Origin of the sequence: Arthrobacter jinronghuae, assembly GCF_025244825.1 — a bacterium.
Classification (GTDB): domain Bacteria; phylum Actinomycetota; class Actinomycetes; order Actinomycetales; family Micrococcaceae; genus Arthrobacter_B; species Arthrobacter_B jinronghuae.
In genome coordinates this window covers 3,041,161-3,057,645 of sequence record NZ_CP104263.1, presented here as the reverse complement: position 1 = coordinate 3,057,645, position 16,485 = coordinate 3,041,161, and the positions used below count along the sequence as shown (strand labels likewise).

The window sequence follows — 16,485 nt, the reverse complement described above, 5'->3', positions numbered from 1 at the left end:
CGGTCCGCAAACCCCTTAGAGCGGCATGACAGAATCGAAGTCATGGAAAGCGCACAGAATCCCCGACTGACATTCCTTGGCTGCGGCTCGATGAACGAAGCCATCCTCGGCGGAATCCTCGCCGGAGGCCTTGCCGCCGAGCAGGTTACCGCCACCGTCCGGCGGATCGAGCGGGCTGAAGAGCTTCGCACGGCGCACGGCGTCACTGTCCTTGCGGGCAGCGAGGATCCGGACGCGAACCGGAAAGCCGTCGCCGGTGCTGACCTGGTCATCGTCGGCGTCAAACCCGTGGGTGTGGCTGATCTGCTGCGGGAAATCGCCGCGGACCTGCCCCGCGGCGCCGTGGTCCTCAGCGTGGCTGCCGCCGTGCCGCTGCACCTGATGGAGTCGCTGCTGCCGGACGGCCAGTCCGTCATCCGTGCGATGCCCAACACCCCGTCCCGCCTCGGCCGCGGCGTTACGTCCATTTCCGCCGGCAGTTCCGCCGGCCCGGAGGCGATGGACCTGGCCCGCCGGGTGCTGTCCTCCACCGGCACCGTGGTGGAGGTGCCCGAAGAACAAGTCGACGCCGTTTCCGCTGTCAGCGGTTCCGGCCCCGCCTATGCGTTCTACCTTGCCGAGGCCATGGCCCGGGCCGGCGTCGAACTCGGCCTGGACCCGGACCTCTCGGCCCTGCTGGCCCGCGAAACGGTGGCCGGTGCCGGGTACATGCTGGCCGAGCCCGACGCCGATGCCCCGTCCCTGCGCCGAGCCGTCACCAGCCCCAACGGCACCACGGAAGCGGCCATCCGCACCTTCGACGAGCTGAACCTGCCCGGCGTGATCGAGGCCGGTGCCCGTGCGGCAGCGGCTCGGGCCGACGAGATCACGAAGCAGCTGACTTCTTAGTCCTGCCCGGTTCGTTGGCTCGCCGGCTGGCTGGGCCGGCTGCGCCGGCCTCCGGGTCTGGCTCCGGCGGCAACGAAATTCCTACGCTCGCAGAGCTCGCGCGGAATATTAAAGCCGCCTCCGCCAGGCCCTGCGGCCGGACGGTACCGCTGCCGCCCTCCGCCAGGCCCTGCGGCCGGTCGGTTGAGCCGCCTCCGCCAGGCCCTGCGGCCGGTCCGTGCCCTGCGAGGCAAGCACTGCGCCAGAATCCCTCCGGTTTGTCGGGATCCCTTCGGTTTGTGACAATCCCTGCACTGCGCCGTGCAGGAAAGTGCACAAACTGCAGGGACTTGCACAAACCGCAGGGAGCATTACCGACTCTGGCCCCGCGAGGCACATCCCCGCGAGGCATTCGTCCGTCCGCACCCGGGAAACCACGAAGCAGCTCACCGTCTGGCCCCTGTGCAGGACCTGCGCCTGCCGCTGAGAGGTGGCGTGTCGCCGCCGTAGGGTGTGGGAAGGCGCCGTGCCGCCGCCGTAAGGCGTGGCGGAGGCGGCTTTAATATTCCAAGCGAGCTCTGCGAGCGAGGAATTTCGTTGCCGCCGGAGCCACGCCTGAAGGCGACCCGGAAGGCCGAAAACCTACGGCCGCGCCGCGAAGCGTTCCAGCAGATCCACGTGGCCGGACACGATCAGGGTGTCACGGCTGGAGACCTTGGTGTTCGGTTGCGCGTAGGTGAAGTCCTCGCCCGGGGACTTCACGCCGACGACAGTGACGCCGTACTTGGCCCGCACATTGGACTCGCCCAGGGTGAAGCCCTGCGTCTCCTTCGGCGGGTACATCTTCACGATCGCGAAACCGTCGTCGAACTCGATGAAGTCCAGCATCCGGCCGCCCACCAGGTGCGCGGCCCGCCGGCCGGCGTCGGCCTCCGGATAGATCACGTGGTTCGCGCCGATGCGCGTGAGGATCTTGCCGTGGGCAGGCGTGATGGCCTTGACCCACAGGTGCTCGATGCCCAGGTCCACCAGGTTCACGGTGATGAGCACGCTGGACTCGATCGAGGTTCCCACGCCCACGACGGCGGCCGAGAAGTCCTCGGCGCCCAGCTGCTTGAGTGCCTCGATGTTCGTCGCGTCGGCCTGGACCACGTGCGTCAGCAGGCCCGAGGCCTTCTGCACCAGCGCCGGATCGCGTTCCACGGCCAGGACTTCGCGGCCCTGCCGGACCAGCTGCTCGGCGGTGGCTGCACCGAAGCGGCCAAGTCCGATGACCAGCACCGGGGCATTGTGGGGAGGTCTGTCAGCCAATGATCGGCCTTTCTTCGGGGTAGTGGTAAAGGGTGTTGCGGTGGCGCACGGCGAGGGCCGCGGCAAGGGTGATGGTGCCGACGCGTCCGGCGAACATCAGCATCGACAGGACGTACTTGCCCGAGGGTGGCAGGGCCTCGCTGAGTCCGGTGCTCAGCCCCACTGTGGCGAAGGCGGAAATCACCTCGAACACGACCGGCTCCAGGGACTCATCCGTAATGACCAGGAGCGCGGACGTGGCCACCGCCACCAGTGTGGCGCCCAGGATGGTCACCGAGATGGCCACCCGCATGGCGCCCTGGGGGATGGTGCGGCCGAAGGCGCGGACATCGGTGTCGCCGCGGGCCTCGGCCACCACGGCCAGGAACAGGACGGCGATGGTGGTGACCTTGATGCCGCCGGCCGTGGAGGCGGAACCGCCGCCCGCGAACATCAGCATGTCGGTGACGAGCAGGGTGCTGGAGTCCAGATCCGTCATGGAGACCAGATTGAAGCCGCCGGAGCGGGTCATCACCGAGGCGAAGATCGAGTGGATAATCTTGTCGCCCAGGGACAGGTCCCCGATGGTGCGGGAGTTGAACCACTCGAACGCACCCCAGATCACGGCACCGGCCACCAGCAGGATGGAGGACACCAGTATTGTCAGCTTGGTGTGCAGGTTCCATTTGCTGACCCGGGCCCGGGTCTGCAGCAGGACCATGATGACGGGAAAGCCGAGCGAGCCGATAAACACACCGAGCATCAGCGGAATGAGGATCCACAGGTCCTCTTCATACGGCACCAGGCCGTCGGAGTGCGGCGTGAACCCGGCGTTGTTGAACGCGGAGATGGAATAGAAGACCGCATGCCAGATGGCCTGGCCGGGGGACTCGCCCAGGATCATGAAGCGCGGTGCCATGATCAGGGCGAGGGCCAGCTCAATTACGACGGCGGTGCTGAAGACAATGCGCAGCAGATGGCCCACTTCGCCGAGCCGGCCCGTGTTCATGCCTTCCTGCGCCATGAGCTTGCCGCGGACGCCGAGCCGCTTGTTCACGGCCAGGGCCAGCAGCGAGGCCAGGGTCAGGATGCCCAGGCCACCCACCTGGATCGCGATCAGGATCAGCACCTGCCCGAAGGTGGACCAGTAGGTGGCGGTGGAGACCACGGTCAGGCCGGTGACGCAGACCGCCGAGACAGCGGTAAAGAAAGCATCGTGCAGCGGTGCGGATTCGCCGCTGCTGGAAGCGGCAGGCAGGCTCAGCAGGGCGGTGAACAGCAGGATGACCAGGCTGAAGACGATCAGCGCCAGCCGGGCCGGCCGGCCGGTGACCATTCCGCCCACGAACCCGCGGACCCCGGCAACAATGGCGGCACCGCTGCGCTGATCTTTCTCCAGCAGTGATTGCCGTGGGATTGCCATGGTGGTCAGATCTTTTCCGCGGGTTTCCGCAAGTAGTAGCACTTATCCGTCAGATGGGCGCGGACACCAATATCAGAGTAGCGCCCGCATCACGTAGCCTGTCTGCATGATCAGTTCCGGGCTAAGCCTTCCCATTATGCCGACGTGCATTGTCTGGGATGAATCCATGCTGGCTTACGACTTCGGTGCAGGCCATCCCATGAGCCCGGCGCGCCTGGACCTTACCGCCCGGCTGGCCCGTGAACTGGGACTTTTCGACCTCCAAGGGGTCTCCTTGGCCGAGCCGTATGTCGCCTCGGCAGCCGACCTGCTGACCGTCCACGGCTTCGACTACATCAGTGCCGTGCAGGCCGCCGGAGCCGATCCGGCGAACTGCAATACGCTGCTGGGGCTGGGTACCGAGGACACCCCCGCCTTCGCCGGCATGCACGAGGCCAGTGCCCGGCTGGTCGGCGGTTCCCTGGCCGCTGCGGACGCCATCCTGTCCGGCGAAGCTACGCATGCGGTCAACTTTGCCGGCGGGATGCACCATGCCGGCTATGAAAAGGCGTCCGGCTTCTGCGTGTACAACGACGCCGCGGCCGCCGTCGCGCGGCTCCTCGCCAACGGTGTGCAGCGGGTGGTGTACATCGACGTCGACGCCCACCACGGCGACGGGACGCAGAACATCTTCTGGGACGATCCGCGCGTGATGACCATTTCGCTGCATGAAAGCGGTCTGACCCTGTTCCCGGGGACGGGATTCGCCAATGAAACCGGCGGCAAGGCAGCCGAAGGAACCGCGGTCAACATCGCCGTCCCGGCGCGCACCTCCGACGCCGGCTGGCTGCGGGCGTTCCATGCAGTGGTTCCGCAGCTGACGGAGGCCTTCGCTCCGGAAGTGATTGTCAGCCAGCACGGCTGCGACAGCCACACGGATGATCCCATGACCAGCCTCCGGATCAGCGTGGAGGCGCAGCGGCAGGCCGCCCTGACCATCAGCGATCTGGCCGGCCGGCTGTGCGAAGGCCGTTGGATCGCCACCGGCGGAGGCGGCTACAACGTCGCCTCCGTGGTGCCGCGGTCCTGGGCGCTGCTCATGTCAGTGGCTGCCAACGGGCGGGTGCGTCCCGCCACCCCGCTGCCCCCGGCCTGGCGCGACTATGTGCTGGAGAAGCACGGAGTGAAGTCCGGCGAGACGCTGGGGGACGGGGCGGATATCTGGTGGCGGTCCTGGGAAGTGGGCTACGACCCGAATGACGAGATTGACCGGACCGTGATGGCCACGCGCAAGGAACTGTTCCCGCTGCACGGACTGGATCCGTGGTTCGACTAGCCGGGTGCCGGCCCGAGGCTGTTGGCGGGGAAACGGTAAAAACCTTTTCTTGACTGATTGTTCTTGAATGACTATTCTCAAACCATGGGTCGTCCACGTAAGTTTGAGGAAACGGGTGCAGTGGAAGCCGCCGCGGCGGTGTTCCGGCAGCGAGGGTATGCGTCGACCTCGGTAGACCACCTTGTCGAAGCGACGGGTGTGCATCGGGGCAGCCTGTACGGGGTCTTCGGGAGCAAGCATGGGCTGTTTCTGCGGGTTCTCGATGCGGTCGACGCGGCAAGCGGCTCGGATGAAAGCCTCGACGTGATCCTGGTCGGATTGCTCGAACTCGCCCCTACCGACCAGCGTGTCCGCGAGCGGATCACGGGTCTTCTCGAAGCGAACAACATCACCGAAGAGCAACTAGGCAGGCGCCTGCTGACCCGCGCAGGGCTGCGCAAGGAGAAGGATTCGGCATGAGCAGCAATAAAGTCACGGTCACCCCAGCGAACCTCGTGGTCGAACCGGTCGGGCTGAACAAGATGTGGTCGTTCAAGCGCCGCCTGCGGTTTCCACTCGAGCACGTCCGGGGAGCGACCTTCGATCCAGGTATACGAGACGAACCGAAGGGCTGGCGCGGTCCCGGCCTGGGACTACCGGGGAAGCTGTCCGGCACCTTCCATTCCGGTGGGAAAAAGCAGTTCTGGAATATTTCCGGATATGACCGCGCCGTCGTCATCACGCTCGATCCCGCGGAGCAATTTGACCGTCTTGTGATCACGGTCGAGGACCCGCACCAGCTAGTGGACATGATCAACAACGCAGCGGGCGCACGCTAGAGCAGCAGAACCGCGCAAAAACATCAAACAACGTCCTTGCCTCGTGCAGCTGGCCTTACGTTCCTTCGGGATGCTCCCGGTTCCATATCCGCTAGGGTAAATGCCATGGTCTTTGACGATGTGTTTGCAGTAATCGCGGAAGGTACGCGGCGAGAAATCCTGGGCGCCCTGCGTACCGGCGACAAGTCCGTAGGGGCACTGGTGGAAGAACTTGAGGTCAGCCAGCCCACGGTTTCCAAACACCTCAAAGTGCTCCGCGAAGCCGGACTCGTCTCCATGCGGGCCGAAGGCCAGCGCCGGTACTACTCGCTGGAGACTGCCCCTCTGGAGGAGCTGGTCCTGTGGCTGCGGGCCTTTGACCTTCCGTCACTCACGGAATCCCGCCTGGCGTCCGTTGCTGCAAGCCCGCAGCCCGCCACCGCGGCCGCCGCGGCGGCAGGCGCGCTGGTGCCCGGCGCCGCAGAGGCCCGCCCGCTACCGGTGGACGCGGGCGTGCAGAACCTCGGCCGCACCGTGGGACGGGCCGCCGAGCGGGCCGCCGACCTCTTCGGCCAGTTCCCTAAATTCCGCCGCCGCCGGCCCTAGGGACGCGGCACGCAGGCACTTTGGTCCGCCTCCATCGCATCCCCGGCGTCCGCGGGGCTAGCGTAGTCCTAACCGGGGGAATCCAACCTCTAAGGAGCAGCACATGGAACGTGTACTGACACGCGTACGCGACGACGTCTTCCGCCGCAATCCCGGTGAGACTGAATTTCACCAGGCCGTCGTGGAAGTCTTCGACTCCCTCGCCCCCGTGCTGCGCAAGCATCCCGAATTTGCCGAGGCCGCGATCCTGCAGCGGATCTGCGAACCCGAACGGCAGATCATCTTCCGGGTGCCCTGGGTAGACGACAAGGGCCAGGTGCAGATCAACCGGGGCTTCCGGGTGGAATTCAACTCCGCCCTCGGCCCGTACAAGGGCGGGCTCCGGTTCCACCCCTCGGTGTACCTGGGCATTATCAAATTCCTCGGTTTCGAACAGATCTTCAAGAACGCGCTCACCGGCATGCCGATCGGCGGCGGCAAGGGCGGCTCGGACTTTGACCCGCGGGGAAAGTCAGACGCTGAAGTGATGCGTTTCTGCCAGTCCTTCATGACCGAGCTGTACCGGCACATCGGCGAGTACACTGACGTTCCGGCCGGTGACATCGGCGTGGGCGGACGCGAGATCGGTTACCTCTTCGGGCAGTACAAACGCATCACGAACCGCTATGAATCGGGTGTCCTGACCGGGAAGGGCGTGAGCTGGGGTGGATCCCTGGTCCGTCCCGAAGCCACCGGCTACGGCGCGGTGATGTTTGTCGAGGAGATGCTCAAGACCAAGGGCATGAGCCTGGACGGGCAGCGGGTGATTGTCTCCGGGTCCGGCAATGTGGCCATCAACGCCATAGATAAGGCCCAGATGCTCGGCGCTACAGTGGTGGCCTGCTCTGATTCCTCGGGCTACATAGTTGATGAAAAGGGCATTGACGTTCCGTTGCTTCGGCAGATCAAGGAGGTGGAGCGGGGCCGGATCTCGGAATATGCCGAGCGCCGCGGACACTCCGTGAACTACGTGACGGAGGGTTCCATCTGGAACGCGGGAGCCGGCGTCGCCCTGCCCTGCGCCACCCAGAACGAACTGGATGAAGCAGACGCGCTGGCACTGATCAAGTCCGGGATCCGGGCCGTGGCCGAGGGTGCGAACATGCCGTGCACTCCGGCGGCCATCTCCGCCTTCCAGGCCGCCGGGGTGCTCTTCGGCCCGGGTAAGGCTGCCAACGCGGGCGGTGTCGCCACCTCCGCGCTGGAGATGCAGCAGAACGCCAGCCGGGATTCCTGGTCCTTCGAGCATACGGAACGCCGGCTCAGCGAAATTATGGTCAACATCCATGAACGGTGCGCCCGGACGGCCGAGGAATACGGCTCGCCCGGCGACTACGTGGTGGGCGCCAACATCAGCGGCTTCGTGAAGGTAGCCGATGCAATGCTGGCCCAGGGCGTGATCTAGGACCGGCTTGCACCGGCCGTGCCCGCGGCTGCGGAAAGAACTTCCACTATGGTTACTCCTGCCACTACAGTAGGGACCGTACGGGGCCATCAGTGACGCACGTCGCAACAGGCCGGTGACGCGATGTCCTTCAGCCGCAGGTGCTCCCACATGGCTTGCTGTGGGAAACGGCGGCAATGAGCAAAGGAACGGGACTAAATGGCAGACGAGGGAAACTTCTCGGATGTGCGGTTTCTGACGGTATCGGAAGTTGCCGACGTCATGCGGGTCTCCAAGATGACCGTGTACCGGCTGGTCCATTCCGGCGATCTGCCGGCCGTCCGTTTCGGCCGGTCCTACCGTGTGCCGGAATCGGCCGTTCAGAAGGTACTCCGCGACGCCGTCATCGACCGGCGTACAGACACCGCCTGAGCCCTGCACCGGGTACCGCGTCGGTGAACAGCGCCGGAACGGGCCGTTGTTCGTTGCTGGTATGCGCTGGCAAATTCCACAGCCTTGAAGCTGTACCCTGTTAAGGAACGTTTTAATTGTCGCCAGTAACTACCGGCAACCAGCCCCTCTGCCCACGGCAGCAGGGGAGGGGAACCGGTGACTCCTAATAAGTTTGTGAGGACTCTGTGGGTTCAGTAATCAAGAAGCGCCGCAAGCGTATGGCCAAGAAGAAGCACCGCAAGCTGCTTCGCAAGACCCGCCACCAGCGTCGCAATAAGAAGTAGATCCTTCTTAGCGACAGTTGTCAGCTGGCCCCCGCTGCACGTTCAGTGCCGGGTCCGCTAAGGCAGAGCCCGCCAGTCCTCAGGGATAGGCGGGCTCCGGTTTTTAAGGGGCTTTGGGTGGTGAGCTGGGCCGGGCGGTTAACGGGCCCGCACCCAGGAGAATCCCCGCCACAGGCCGTAGGTCGCCCCGGCAACGGTCGCGGACTTCAGGCCCAGTGTTGCTGCCCTGCGGCCTGAACGGAAGTCGTACACGGGCCAGTTGCGCTCACGGGCATGACGGCGCAGGCGTGCGTCCGGATTGATTGCCACCGGATGCCCCACCAGGCTCAGCAGCGGAACGTCGTTGTAGGAATCGCTGTACGCCCAGCAGCTTTGCAGGTCCAGGCCTTCTTTCTCAGCCAGTGCCCGGACGCCGGCAGCCTTGGCCGGCCCATGCAGGAACTCACCCACCAGGCGTCCGGTGTACATGCCGTCGGCGACCTCGCTGACCGTTCCGAGGGCGCCGGTGAGATCGAGCCGGCTGGCGATGACCGAAGCAACTTCGATGGGCGTTCCGGTGACCAGCCAAACCGGCCGCCCGGACTTCATATGCTGCTGGGTCAGCGCCCGGGTGCCGGGCCAGATCTTGGAGACAATCATCTCGTCGTAGACTTCTTCGCCCAGAGTGCGTACATCCTCCGAAGAGAGGCCAACAGCGAAGGCCAAGGCTGCATCGCGGACCGAGTGGACGTCCTTGAGGTTTTCACCCTGCAGCATGAACCTCAACTGTTTGCTCGCGAACCCGGCTGCTTCACGGATCGTGAAGACTTTCCGCTGGTACATTTTCCGGCCCACGTGGAACAGGCTGGCACCGCGCATGAGTGTATTGTCGACGTCGAAAAAGGCCGCTTCGCCAGGTTTGCCCGCCGCGTCCGTGGTTCCGGTGGCTCGGACTACAGTGGCTCGGGGCATGGTCCGAGTCTACGCAAAACCCGGCCTGAGCGCGGAAATCCGACGTATTGGGGCTATTTTGGACATATGAGTGAATCCGTCGGACCGGAAGTCGTCCTCCTTACCCGGCCGGGCTGCCATTTGTGCGAAGACGCCCGTCTGGTGCTCCGGCGCGTGGGCGAGGACCTAGGCATGTCCTGGCAGGAACGCAGCGCGGAGGAGGACCCCGAACTCGCCGCCCGCTTCGGTGAGGAGATTCCGGTGTTGTTCATCGACGGCGTTCAGCGGGACTTCTGGAAAATCGACGAAGCGCGGCTGCGGCGTCTGCTGGGGGCGTGATGGCACCCGAGGAAGTCCGGTCTGACCGAGCGGCTCTGGAGCGCGAGACGGCCAACAGCGACCAACCGGCCCCCACGACGCCGGCCGGCGCGGGAGCAGGACGACACATACCGCCGGCGTCGCTGGCGCGGTTGACCATCTACCTGAGGGCGCTGTCCGCCATGCTCGCCGACGGGATAGAACGTGTGTCCTCCGAAGAGCTGGCCGAAGCCGCCGGTGTGAATTCGCCCAAGCTGCGCAAGGACCTGTCCTACCTGGGGTCCTATGGGACCCGGGGCGTTGGATATGACGTCCCGTATCTCAGCGGGCAGATTTCCGCCGCGCTTGGCCTGACATTGAACTGGCGTGTAGCCATAGTAGGCGCCGGCAACCTCGGCCGTGCCTTGGCAGGCTATCCAGGGTTCGGCTCCAGGGGCTTCGAGGTTGTGGCACTGTTCGACGCCGACCCGATGGTAATCGGCCAGGAGGTGGGCTGGCTGAGGATCAGCCCGGTGGACTCGCTTGAAGCAGTGCTCGCGAAGACCGGGGCAAACATGGCGGTGCTCTCGGTGCCCGCCGAGGTTGCCCAGGATCTATGCGACCGCCTCGTGGAGTCCGGCATTACCAGCATTCTCAGCTTTGCTCCAGTAGTGCTCCAGGCGCCCGAACATGTCCAGATCCGCAAAGTGGACATGGCGACCGAACTGCAGATCCTTGCCTACCACGCACAGCGTTCACAGGTTTCGCAGATCGCCGCCCGCGCCCGCCTGGCGCGCTAGGACCGGATCCGCCTGCAGGGGTTCCGCTTGGGCTTCTACTTGGTGCTGGGGCTTTGTTTGGTGCCTTAGCGGCGGGAACGGCTGCACCGACAGGACCCGCCGTCGGAACCACGGAGCTGCTCCCTTGGTGAAGGTGATCGCGGCGCCTGCGACACCCAGTGCTGCTGCAAGTGACTGGGTCCCGGTACCTGCGTTCAGCGCATAGAACAGCGCCGTGCCCGCAAGGACCGCGGAGACTATCCGCGCCCAGCGGCGCTTTTCCCGAACGGCAACCGCGAGCAGGAGTGCGGTTCCCAGGATCACCAGGGCGTAGGCGAGCTCTACCGCCGCGAGCGTCCTGGCATAGTGGGTGGCGGTCACTCCGTACCGTTCGAGGAGGGACAGGACCGGCGGCAGCGAATCCGGTACGGGCGTCCGGGAAATGGTTGAAACGGTGCCCCACAGATTGAGCAGGCCGGCTCCCGAAATCAGGACGAATGCAGCTGCAATGGCAGGAACCGGGTTGCCGGTATTGGCCGGCAGACGACGTTGCACTGCCCGCACCACCACGGCTATCGCGTGCGCTGTGGTGCGGGCTGCCACGGCAGTTGCATGGGCAACGGTGCGGGTTACCACTGAGACGGTGTGTGCGACGGCGCGGGCTCCGACCGCTGTGACATGGGCTGTGGTTCGGGCGCCTACTGCCGTGGCGTGTGCGGTGGTTCGGGCGCCTACTGCTGTGGCGTGTGCGGTGGTACGGGCTCCCACTGCCGTGGCGTGCGCTGTGGTTCGGGCGGCTACCGAGGTGGCGTGCGCCGTAGTGCGGGCGGCTACCGAGGTGGCGTGTGCGGTGGTTCGGGCGGCTACCGAGGTGGCGTGTGCGGTGGTGCGGGCGCCTATGGCCGTGACGTGCGCTGTGGTTCTGGCTGCCGTCGTAACGGAGCGGGCGAAGGCGCGGGCTCCTACCGCTGTGGCGTGCGCTGTGGTTCTGGCTGCGACGACAGTCGCGTGGGCGACGGCACGCGCCGCTACCGATACCGCGTGGGCGGCGGCGTGAGCCGCTACCGATACCGTGTGGGCGACGGTACGGGCCGCTACCGATACCGCGTGGGCGACGGCGTGAGCCGCTACCGATACCGCGTGGGCGACTGTGCGCGCCCCGGCAGCAGTCGTGTGCGCGGCGGATTGGACCGCCGCTGATGCGGCGTGTGCAGCGGACACCATCCAATTCCAGAAGGTATGGGCCACGTTTTGGACCCAGGCCGAGGCGGCACGGGCTCCGGCGCCGACCCGGTTGGCCCCGGTCTGGACCGCAGCGCTGGTGGCATGGGCACCTGCTTGGACCTGTTTCGATGTTGCATGCGCCCCGGCCTGGACTCCGGCGGAAGTTGCGCGGGCCCCCGTTTGGACCCGCAATGAAACGGCGTGTGCCCCGCTGTGGACCCGGACCACTCCTGCACGGACCCCGGCGGAGGTTGCCTGCGCTCCGGCCCGGGCTCGATTCGAGGTAGCGTGCGCCGCGGCCTGGACACGAGTGGACGTGGCGCGTACCAAGCTGCGGAGCCACGTGTAGCTTCCCTGCACTCCGGTGCGGAGCCAGACATAGGTTCCTCCCGCTCCGACGCGGAGCCAAGCCGATATACCCCGGAGTCCTGAACCCAACCACGCAAAGGTGCCATGCAGGCCGCTGCCAATCCAGGCGAACATGCCCTGAAACCCTGCCCGGAGCCAGAGGTAGAGGGCATGGCCGCTGCCATCCTCCCCGGTCTCGGCGGACGGGCCGGGTCCAGGAGAGGTATCTCCTTCCCATTTCGGGGAGCCATGACCGTGGTTTGAACCGGTTACGGCGCCTCCGGAGACCGTCGGGGGATAGAGCGGTACTTCCGGGATGAAGATGTTCGTCCCTTCACGCTCCGGAGAGTCGACTGCCCGGTGCGGAAGGCGCAGGGGAATGCGTGTTTTTTGTTGCTGCGGGTTAGGAAGCAGAGCTGCCATGGTCCTCCCCTTCACGGCGGAACGGCACCTCCGGGGCACCTTGCGTAGCAACTCGCCGCCGGAAGAGAACACAACGCTACGCGGGCTCGACCGGCATGTGACCCCTCCGCCGCGAAACCCGATCCGGCAAGGGAAAAGTCCCGCCGAAACCGACGGGACTCTGCGTGGATGCCCGGGGACGCTGAGACGGGATGGTGCGCAGCTCAGTAGGGGTACAGCGGAGCCTTGCGGAAGTACGGGGTGGACGGCCGCAGATACAGCATCACGATTCCGGCAATTCCCAGCAGGCTGGACACCAGCGAAATCAGGCTCAGTGGGGAGGTGAAGTAAGCGCCCAGCATGGTGAAGATGCCGATCAAGGAGAAGGCGGCAAACACCGTGCCTAGAATGCGGGCCCAGTTCTTTCCCCGCCGCACAAAGAGCGCGATCAGCAGGTAGATTGCAAAACCGATCAGGGCCACAACGATGCCAAAGGAAACGAGGAAGGAGTTCACGCTGTCTCCGTCCAGGCCTGTTTCAGCGAACGCCTGCTCCTCCTGGGGGGTCATGATCGACGGCAGGCTGAACGAGGTGATGACGTTGTTGATGAGACTCAGCACGCCTGCAGCAATGATCAGCCACGATCCGATGATGACCTCGCGCGGGGCAGGGCCCTTCGGCGGCTTTACCGGCGGTGCATAGGTGTAGGGCTGGGTGTAGCCCGAGGGCTGTGTGTAGCCGGAGGGGCCGGACTGGTCGTAGGGTCCGCTGGGAGCGTACTGGCCGTACTGCGGCTCCGGACGGGATCCGGGACCGGTCCCGGGACCGGATCCGGGACTGGCAAATCCACCGGGATTCGCAGGGCCGTCTGCACCCGCGGGGCTGTTTGGACCGTCAGGATTGGTCGGGTGGTTGGGCTCGCGGCCCGGCTCGGGAGTGTTCTCTGGTGTAGTCATGTCCGCCTGCTTGCTGGTTGGTATCTCGAAGCGGCTGGACGAAGGTGCCATCGGCTTGGCCGGGGGCGCCCCCGCAGCCAAGCATCCAGCGTATCGCGGAGGGTCCGGGACGGTCAGGGGTCCCGGAAAGATGGTCCCGGAAAACAGCCCCAGAAAAAACAGCACCAGAAAAAACGGCCCCGGACCAATAGGTCCGGGGCCGCCCTGTGGGGGGGTAATGGGGGGTCTAGGCTGCTACGAAGGCTGCGTCAACGTTGATGGTGACCTTGTCGCCCACCAGGACGCCGCCGGTTTCCAGTGCCGCGTTCCAGGTCAGGTCGAAATCCTTGCGGCTGATGACCGTGCTGGCGGAGAAGCCGGAGCGGGTAGCGCCGAAGGGATCCACGGCCACACCGTTGAACTCCGTGTCCATAGCGACGGAGTGGGTGATGCCCTTGATCGTCAGGTCGCCTGTGATCTTGTAGGTGGAGCCGGCGCTCTCAATTCCGGTCGCCGTGAACGTCAGCTCCGGGAACTGCTCGACGTCGAAGAAATCCGCACTCTTGACGTGTGCATCACGGTTTGCGTCGTTGGAGTTGAAGGAATCAGCGGCAATCACCGCAGTGACCACGGTTTCACTCAGGGTCTCGCCGACCACGAGGGTCGCTTCGACCTTGTCGAAGTTGCCGCGGACCTTGCTGATGCCGGCGTGACGGACAGTGAAGCCCACTTCGCTGTGCGAGGCGTCGAAATTCCAAGTTCCGGTGGTGAGGCCGCTGGGGACCATGGAGAGCTCCTTCTGGTAGCAGTGCTGCCGGGAGGCCCCGACGGCACTTTCATGCATTTGCATACAGTGTTGCACGACTTGGTTAAAGGTTCAAGTGAAATGGTTCGGCGATTTGCAGAGATTTAGCTGACGGCTCCATCTCTGCGAAACTGGGACACATGTCCCGCTCATCCATACACCTCGTACGCCACGGTGAAGTCTTCAATCCGGACAAGGTCCTCTACGGACGCCTCCCGGAGTTCCATTTGTCCGACCTCGGGCGCCAGATGGCGGACCGCGTGGCGGAACACTTCATCGAAGAGCGGAGCAAGGGTGCCAACCTGGTCTACCTGGTTGCTTCGCCGCTGACCCGGGCCCAAGAGACCGCCGCCCCTTTGGCAGCCGGGCTGGACTTGGAGATCGCGACGGATGAGCGGATCATTGAGGCGGAAAACCGCTTTGAGGGCATGTCCCGCATTAAGAGCCAACTGCGCAATCCGCGCTACTGGCCGCTCCTGCGCAACCCCATGCGCCCCTCCTGGGGGGAGCCGTATGCCAAGCAGGTTGCCCGCGTGATGTCTGCCGTCGACGACGCGCGGATGCGTGCAGTGGAACTCGGCGGAGACAACGCCGAAGCGGTTTTGGTCAGCCATCAGCTGCCCATCTGGGTCACCCGGCTTGCAGCCGAGGGCAAGAAGCTCTGGCACGATCCCCGCCAGCGTGAGTGCACCCTGACCTCCGTTACCACCCTGGAGTTCGACGGCGCCGAACTCACCGGCGTGCGCTACGCCGAGCCCAGCGCGGACCTCCTTCCCGGTGCAGCAAATGTTCCGGGAGCATAATAGAATTACTACGCGTTGTAGAAGTGGCTCCTCCCTGCCGCGATGAAAGCTGGAAATCCTTGAAGAACCGCACACGCCCTGCTGAGCCGGAAGCCCTCGGGCGCCGCTCCTTCCTTCGGCTCGGTGCCGGGCTGGCCCTCGCCGTCCCCTTTGCCGCAGCTGCCGCCGGCTGTTCCACGGATGATCCCCTGGCCGAGCAGGCCAACGCAGGAGACAACAAGAACTACATTGCCGGCGACGGCTCCGTCACTGAGTACGACGCAGCAGACCGCGGCGAAGCAGTGCAGCTCACTGGAACCCTGTTTGACGGCACCGAGGTATCCTCTGCTGACTGGGCGGGCGACGTCGTCGTGCTCAACTTCTGGTACGCCGCCTGCGCTCCGTGCCGGAAGGAAGCCCCGGACCTGGTGGAGCTGCACAATGAGTTCGCAGGTGCCGGTGCCCGCTTCTACGGCGTGAACATCCGGGACGAGAAGGCCACCGCGGAAGCGTTTGAGCGCAACTTCAACATTCCCTACCCCAGCTTCAGGGACAAGGACGGCGGCGTGCTGCTGGCCATGACCAACTTCGTTCCACCGTCTGCCGTGCCCACCACGCTGGTGCTGGACCGGCAGGGCCGCGTGGCCGCCCGCATCCTCGGACTGGCCGACAAGGGCACCCTGAAGGCCCTGATCAGCGACTCGCTGGCAGCGTAGGGACAGTGTCCTTCCTTCCCGCCGTCGTGGCCCCGGTGGCCGAGTCCACCGCCAATACCTTTGCCGACACCGTACTGAACGGCTCCGTACTGCTGGCCATCCCCGTGGCTGCCCTCGCCGGCCTCGTATCCTTCCTTTCCCCATGCGTGCTGCCCCTGGTTCCGGGCTACCTCGGTTATGTCACGGGGTTGACCGGCGTTGACCTGCAGAAGCAGCGGCGGGGCCGGATGTTCGCCGGGATCGGATTGTTCGTGCTCGGTTTCTCCGTGGTCTTCGTGGCCCTGGGTGCCGGAATCGGACAGTTGGGTGCGTGGCTGAAAGGCTCCGAACAGGCCTGGATCTCGCAGGTCCTCGGCCTCGTCGTGATTCTGCTGGGCATTGTTTTCATGGGGGGCATGAGCTGGTTCCAGCGTGACCGCAAGATCGAAGCCAAGCCTCCCGCCGGACTCTGGGGAGCTCCGGTGCTCGGCATCACCTTCGGCCTGGGCTGGGCGCCGTGCATCGGTCCCACGCTTTCAGCGGTCCAGCTGCTTTCCTTCTCCGGCAGCGACGCCAGCGCCGCAAAGGGAGCGCTGCTGACCTTTGTGTACTGCCTCGGGCTGGGGCTGCCGTTCCTGCTCATCGCCGTCGGGTTCCGCCGCGGAATGGGTGCCCTTGGCATCTTCCGCCGCCACCGGCTGGCCCTGCAGCGTTTCGGCGGCGGCATGCTGATTGCCCTGGGCCTGCTGATGGTCAGCGGAGTCTGGAACCTGTGGATCAACCAGCTCCAAGGTTGGTTGGGTAACGTGACCCTGCCGATCTGATGCCAA

Annotated in this window: 19 protein-coding genes; 13 read left to right on the top strand and 6 right to left on the bottom strand. The window is 65.3% G+C overall.

Annotation, left to right across the window (positions count from 1 at the left end; translation table 11 throughout):
* Nucleotides 1–42: 42 nt before the first annotated feature.
* Entirely contained in the window at nucleotides 43–888 is an 846-nt protein-coding gene (proC, locus tag N2K98_RS14360) for a pyrroline-5-carboxylate reductase (protein ID WP_255864908.1), read from the top strand.
* A gap of 621 nt (nucleotides 889–1,509) precedes the next feature.
* Here the strand turns inward: proC and N2K98_RS14355 are convergent.
* Nucleotides 1,510–2,148, bottom strand: coding sequence for a potassium channel family protein (locus N2K98_RS14355; RefSeq protein WP_255797004.1), 639 nt, complete (start codon nucleotides 2,146–2,148; stop codon nucleotides 1,510–1,512).
* 22 nt (nucleotides 2,149–2,170) lie between these two features.
* Nucleotides 2,171–3,580, bottom strand: coding sequence for a TrkH family potassium uptake protein (locus N2K98_RS14350; protein ID WP_370646361.1), 1,410 nt, complete (start codon nucleotides 3,578–3,580; stop codon nucleotides 2,171–2,173).
* A 106-nt stretch (nucleotides 3,581–3,686) separates the two neighbouring features.
* Between N2K98_RS14350 and N2K98_RS14345 the strand changes: the two genes are divergently transcribed.
* The 7 genes from N2K98_RS14345 (at nucleotide 3,687) to N2K98_RS14315 (ending at nucleotide 8,458) form a co-directional block, all read left to right on the top strand.
* Nucleotides 3,687–4,895 (top strand): acetoin utilization protein AcuC, encoded by a 1,209-nt coding sequence (locus tag N2K98_RS14345; RefSeq protein ID WP_255864909.1) that lies wholly within the window; start codon nucleotides 3,687–3,689, stop codon nucleotides 4,893–4,895.
* An 84-nt stretch (nucleotides 4,896–4,979) separates the two neighbouring features.
* Complete coding sequence (locus tag N2K98_RS14340) at nucleotides 4,980–5,354, top strand: TetR/AcrR family transcriptional regulator (protein ID WP_255864910.1); 375 nt, start codon at nucleotides 4,980–4,982, stop codon at nucleotides 5,352–5,354.
* Nucleotides 5,351–5,713 (top strand): hypothetical protein, encoded by a 363-nt coding sequence (locus tag N2K98_RS14335; RefSeq protein ID WP_255864911.1) that lies wholly within the window; start codon nucleotides 5,351–5,353, stop codon nucleotides 5,711–5,713. Before N2K98_RS14340 ends, N2K98_RS14335 begins: the two co-directional genes overlap by 4 nt.
* 105 nt (nucleotides 5,714–5,818) lie before the next feature.
* Nucleotides 5,819–6,298, top strand: coding sequence for an ArsR/SmtB family transcription factor (locus tag N2K98_RS14330; protein WP_255864912.1), 480 nt, complete (start codon nucleotides 5,819–5,821; stop codon nucleotides 6,296–6,298).
* Between the two features lie 103 nt (nucleotides 6,299–6,401).
* Nucleotides 6,402–7,742, top strand: a complete 1,341-nt coding sequence (gene gdhA, locus N2K98_RS14325) for an NADP-specific glutamate dehydrogenase (RefSeq protein ID WP_255796853.1) — start codon at nucleotides 6,402–6,404, stop codon at nucleotides 7,740–7,742.
* 198 nt (nucleotides 7,743–7,940) lie between these two features.
* Complete coding sequence (locus tag N2K98_RS14320; RefSeq protein WP_255796854.1) at nucleotides 7,941–8,153, top strand: helix-turn-helix domain-containing protein; 213 nt, start codon at nucleotides 7,941–7,943, stop codon at nucleotides 8,151–8,153.
* Between the two features lie 206 nt (nucleotides 8,154–8,359).
* Nucleotides 8,360–8,458, top strand: a complete 99-nt coding sequence (locus tag N2K98_RS14315) for a 30S ribosomal protein bS22 (RefSeq protein ID WP_003792170.1) — start codon at nucleotides 8,360–8,362, stop codon at nucleotides 8,456–8,458.
* Nucleotides 8,459–8,596: 138 nt separating this feature from the next.
* On the opposite strand, the gene N2K98_RS14310 is transcribed toward N2K98_RS14315, so the two are convergent.
* Entirely contained in the window at nucleotides 8,597–9,409 is an 813-nt protein-coding gene (locus tag N2K98_RS14310) for an HAD family hydrolase (protein ID WP_255796855.1), read from the bottom strand.
* Between the two features lie 66 nt (nucleotides 9,410–9,475).
* On the opposite strand from N2K98_RS14310, the gene N2K98_RS14305 reads away from it, so the two are divergent.
* Entirely contained in the window at nucleotides 9,476–9,727 is a 252-nt protein-coding gene (locus N2K98_RS14305) for a glutaredoxin family protein (RefSeq protein ID WP_255864913.1), read from the top strand.
* Entirely contained in the window at nucleotides 9,727–10,485 is a 759-nt protein-coding gene (locus tag N2K98_RS14300) for a redox-sensing transcriptional repressor Rex (protein WP_255864914.1), read from the top strand. Before N2K98_RS14305 ends, N2K98_RS14300 begins: the two co-directional genes overlap by 1 nt.
* On the opposite strand, the gene N2K98_RS14295 is transcribed toward N2K98_RS14300, so the two are convergent.
* From N2K98_RS14295 to N2K98_RS14285, 3 genes are all read right to left on the bottom strand, one after another.
* Entirely contained in the window at nucleotides 10,441–11,688 is a 1,248-nt protein-coding gene (locus N2K98_RS14295; RefSeq protein ID WP_255864915.1) for a hypothetical protein, read from the bottom strand. The two genes, N2K98_RS14300 and N2K98_RS14295, sit on opposite strands and share 45 nt — an antisense overlap.
* A 974-nt stretch (nucleotides 11,689–12,662) precedes the next feature.
* The gene (locus N2K98_RS14290; protein WP_255796859.1) at nucleotides 12,663–13,394 is read right to left on the bottom strand and encodes a hypothetical protein; all 732 of its coding nucleotides are present in this window, start codon (nucleotides 13,392–13,394) and stop codon (nucleotides 12,663–12,665) included.
* 226 nt (nucleotides 13,395–13,620) lie between these two features.
* Nucleotides 13,621–14,160, bottom strand: a complete 540-nt coding sequence (locus tag N2K98_RS14285; RefSeq protein ID WP_255865019.1) for a YceI family protein — start codon at nucleotides 14,158–14,160, stop codon at nucleotides 13,621–13,623.
* 158 nt (nucleotides 14,161–14,318) lie between these two features.
* Between N2K98_RS14285 and N2K98_RS14280 the strand changes: the two genes are divergently transcribed.
* From N2K98_RS14280 to N2K98_RS14270, 3 genes are read left to right on the top strand one after another with little or no spacing between them, the layout of a single operon-like run.
* Nucleotides 14,319–14,981: a histidine phosphatase family protein gene (locus N2K98_RS14280; protein WP_255864917.1), complete on the top strand. Its 663-nt coding sequence runs from the start codon at nucleotides 14,319–14,321 to the stop codon at nucleotides 14,979–14,981.
* 59 nt (nucleotides 14,982–15,040) lie between these two features.
* The gene (locus tag N2K98_RS14275) at nucleotides 15,041–15,676 is read left to right on the top strand and encodes a TlpA family protein disulfide reductase (RefSeq protein WP_370646362.1); all 636 of its coding nucleotides are present in this window, start codon (nucleotides 15,041–15,043) and stop codon (nucleotides 15,674–15,676) included.
* A 5-nt stretch (nucleotides 15,677–15,681) separates the two neighbouring features.
* Nucleotides 15,682–16,479: a cytochrome c biogenesis CcdA family protein gene (locus N2K98_RS14270; RefSeq protein ID WP_229950272.1), complete on the top strand. Its 798-nt coding sequence runs from the start codon at nucleotides 15,682–15,684 to the stop codon at nucleotides 16,477–16,479.
* Nucleotides 16,480–16,485 lie beyond the last annotated feature (6 nt).

What these genes read in the sequence shown, in the direction of transcription:
- N2K98_RS14320 (WP_255796854.1), top strand. Translation starts at nt 7,941, where the DNA reads ATGGCAGACGAGGGAAACTTCTCGGATGTGCGGTTTCTGACGGTATCG.
- N2K98_RS14290 (WP_255796859.1), bottom strand. Translation starts at nt 13,394, where the DNA reads ATGACTACACCAGAGAACACTCCCGAGCCGGGCCGCGAGCCCAACCAC.
- gdhA (WP_255796853.1), top strand. Translation starts at nt 6,402, where the DNA reads ATGGAACGTGTACTGACACGCGTACGCGACGACGTCTTCCGCCGCAAT.
- N2K98_RS14345 (WP_255864909.1), top strand. Translation starts at nt 3,687, where the DNA reads ATGATCAGTTCCGGGCTAAGCCTTCCCATTATGCCGACGTGCATTGTC.
- N2K98_RS14310 (WP_255796855.1), bottom strand. Translation starts at nt 9,409, where the DNA reads ATGCCCCGAGCCACTGTAGTCCGAGCCACCGGAACCACGGACGCGGCG.
- N2K98_RS14300 (WP_255864914.1), top strand. Translation starts at nt 9,727, where the DNA reads ATGGCACCCGAGGAAGTCCGGTCTGACCGAGCGGCTCTGGAGCGCGAG.
- N2K98_RS14330 (WP_255864912.1), top strand. Translation starts at nt 5,819, where the DNA reads ATGGTCTTTGACGATGTGTTTGCAGTAATCGCGGAAGGTACGCGGCGA.
- N2K98_RS14340 (WP_255864910.1), top strand. Translation starts at nt 4,980, where the DNA reads ATGGGTCGTCCACGTAAGTTTGAGGAAACGGGTGCAGTGGAAGCCGCC.
- N2K98_RS14305 (WP_255864913.1), top strand. Translation starts at nt 9,476, where the DNA reads ATGAGTGAATCCGTCGGACCGGAAGTCGTCCTCCTTACCCGGCCGGGC.
- N2K98_RS14280 (WP_255864917.1), top strand. Translation starts at nt 14,319, where the DNA reads ATGTCCCGCTCATCCATACACCTCGTACGCCACGGTGAAGTCTTCAAT.
- N2K98_RS14335 (WP_255864911.1), top strand. Translation starts at nt 5,351, where the DNA reads ATGAGCAGCAATAAAGTCACGGTCACCCCAGCGAACCTCGTGGTCGAA.
- N2K98_RS14285 (WP_255865019.1), bottom strand. Translation starts at nt 14,160, where the DNA reads ATGGTCCCCAGCGGCCTCACCACCGGAACTTGGAATTTCGACGCCTCG.
- N2K98_RS14295 (WP_255864915.1), bottom strand. Translation starts at nt 11,688, where the DNA reads ATGGTGTCCGCTGCACACGCCGCATCAGCGGCGGTCCAATCCGCCGCG.
- proC (WP_255864908.1), top strand. Translation starts at nt 43, where the DNA reads ATGGAAAGCGCACAGAATCCCCGACTGACATTCCTTGGCTGCGGCTCG.
- N2K98_RS14350 (WP_370646361.1), bottom strand. Translation starts at nt 3,580, where the DNA reads ATGGCAATCCCACGGCAATCACTGCTGGAGAAAGATCAGCGCAGCGGT.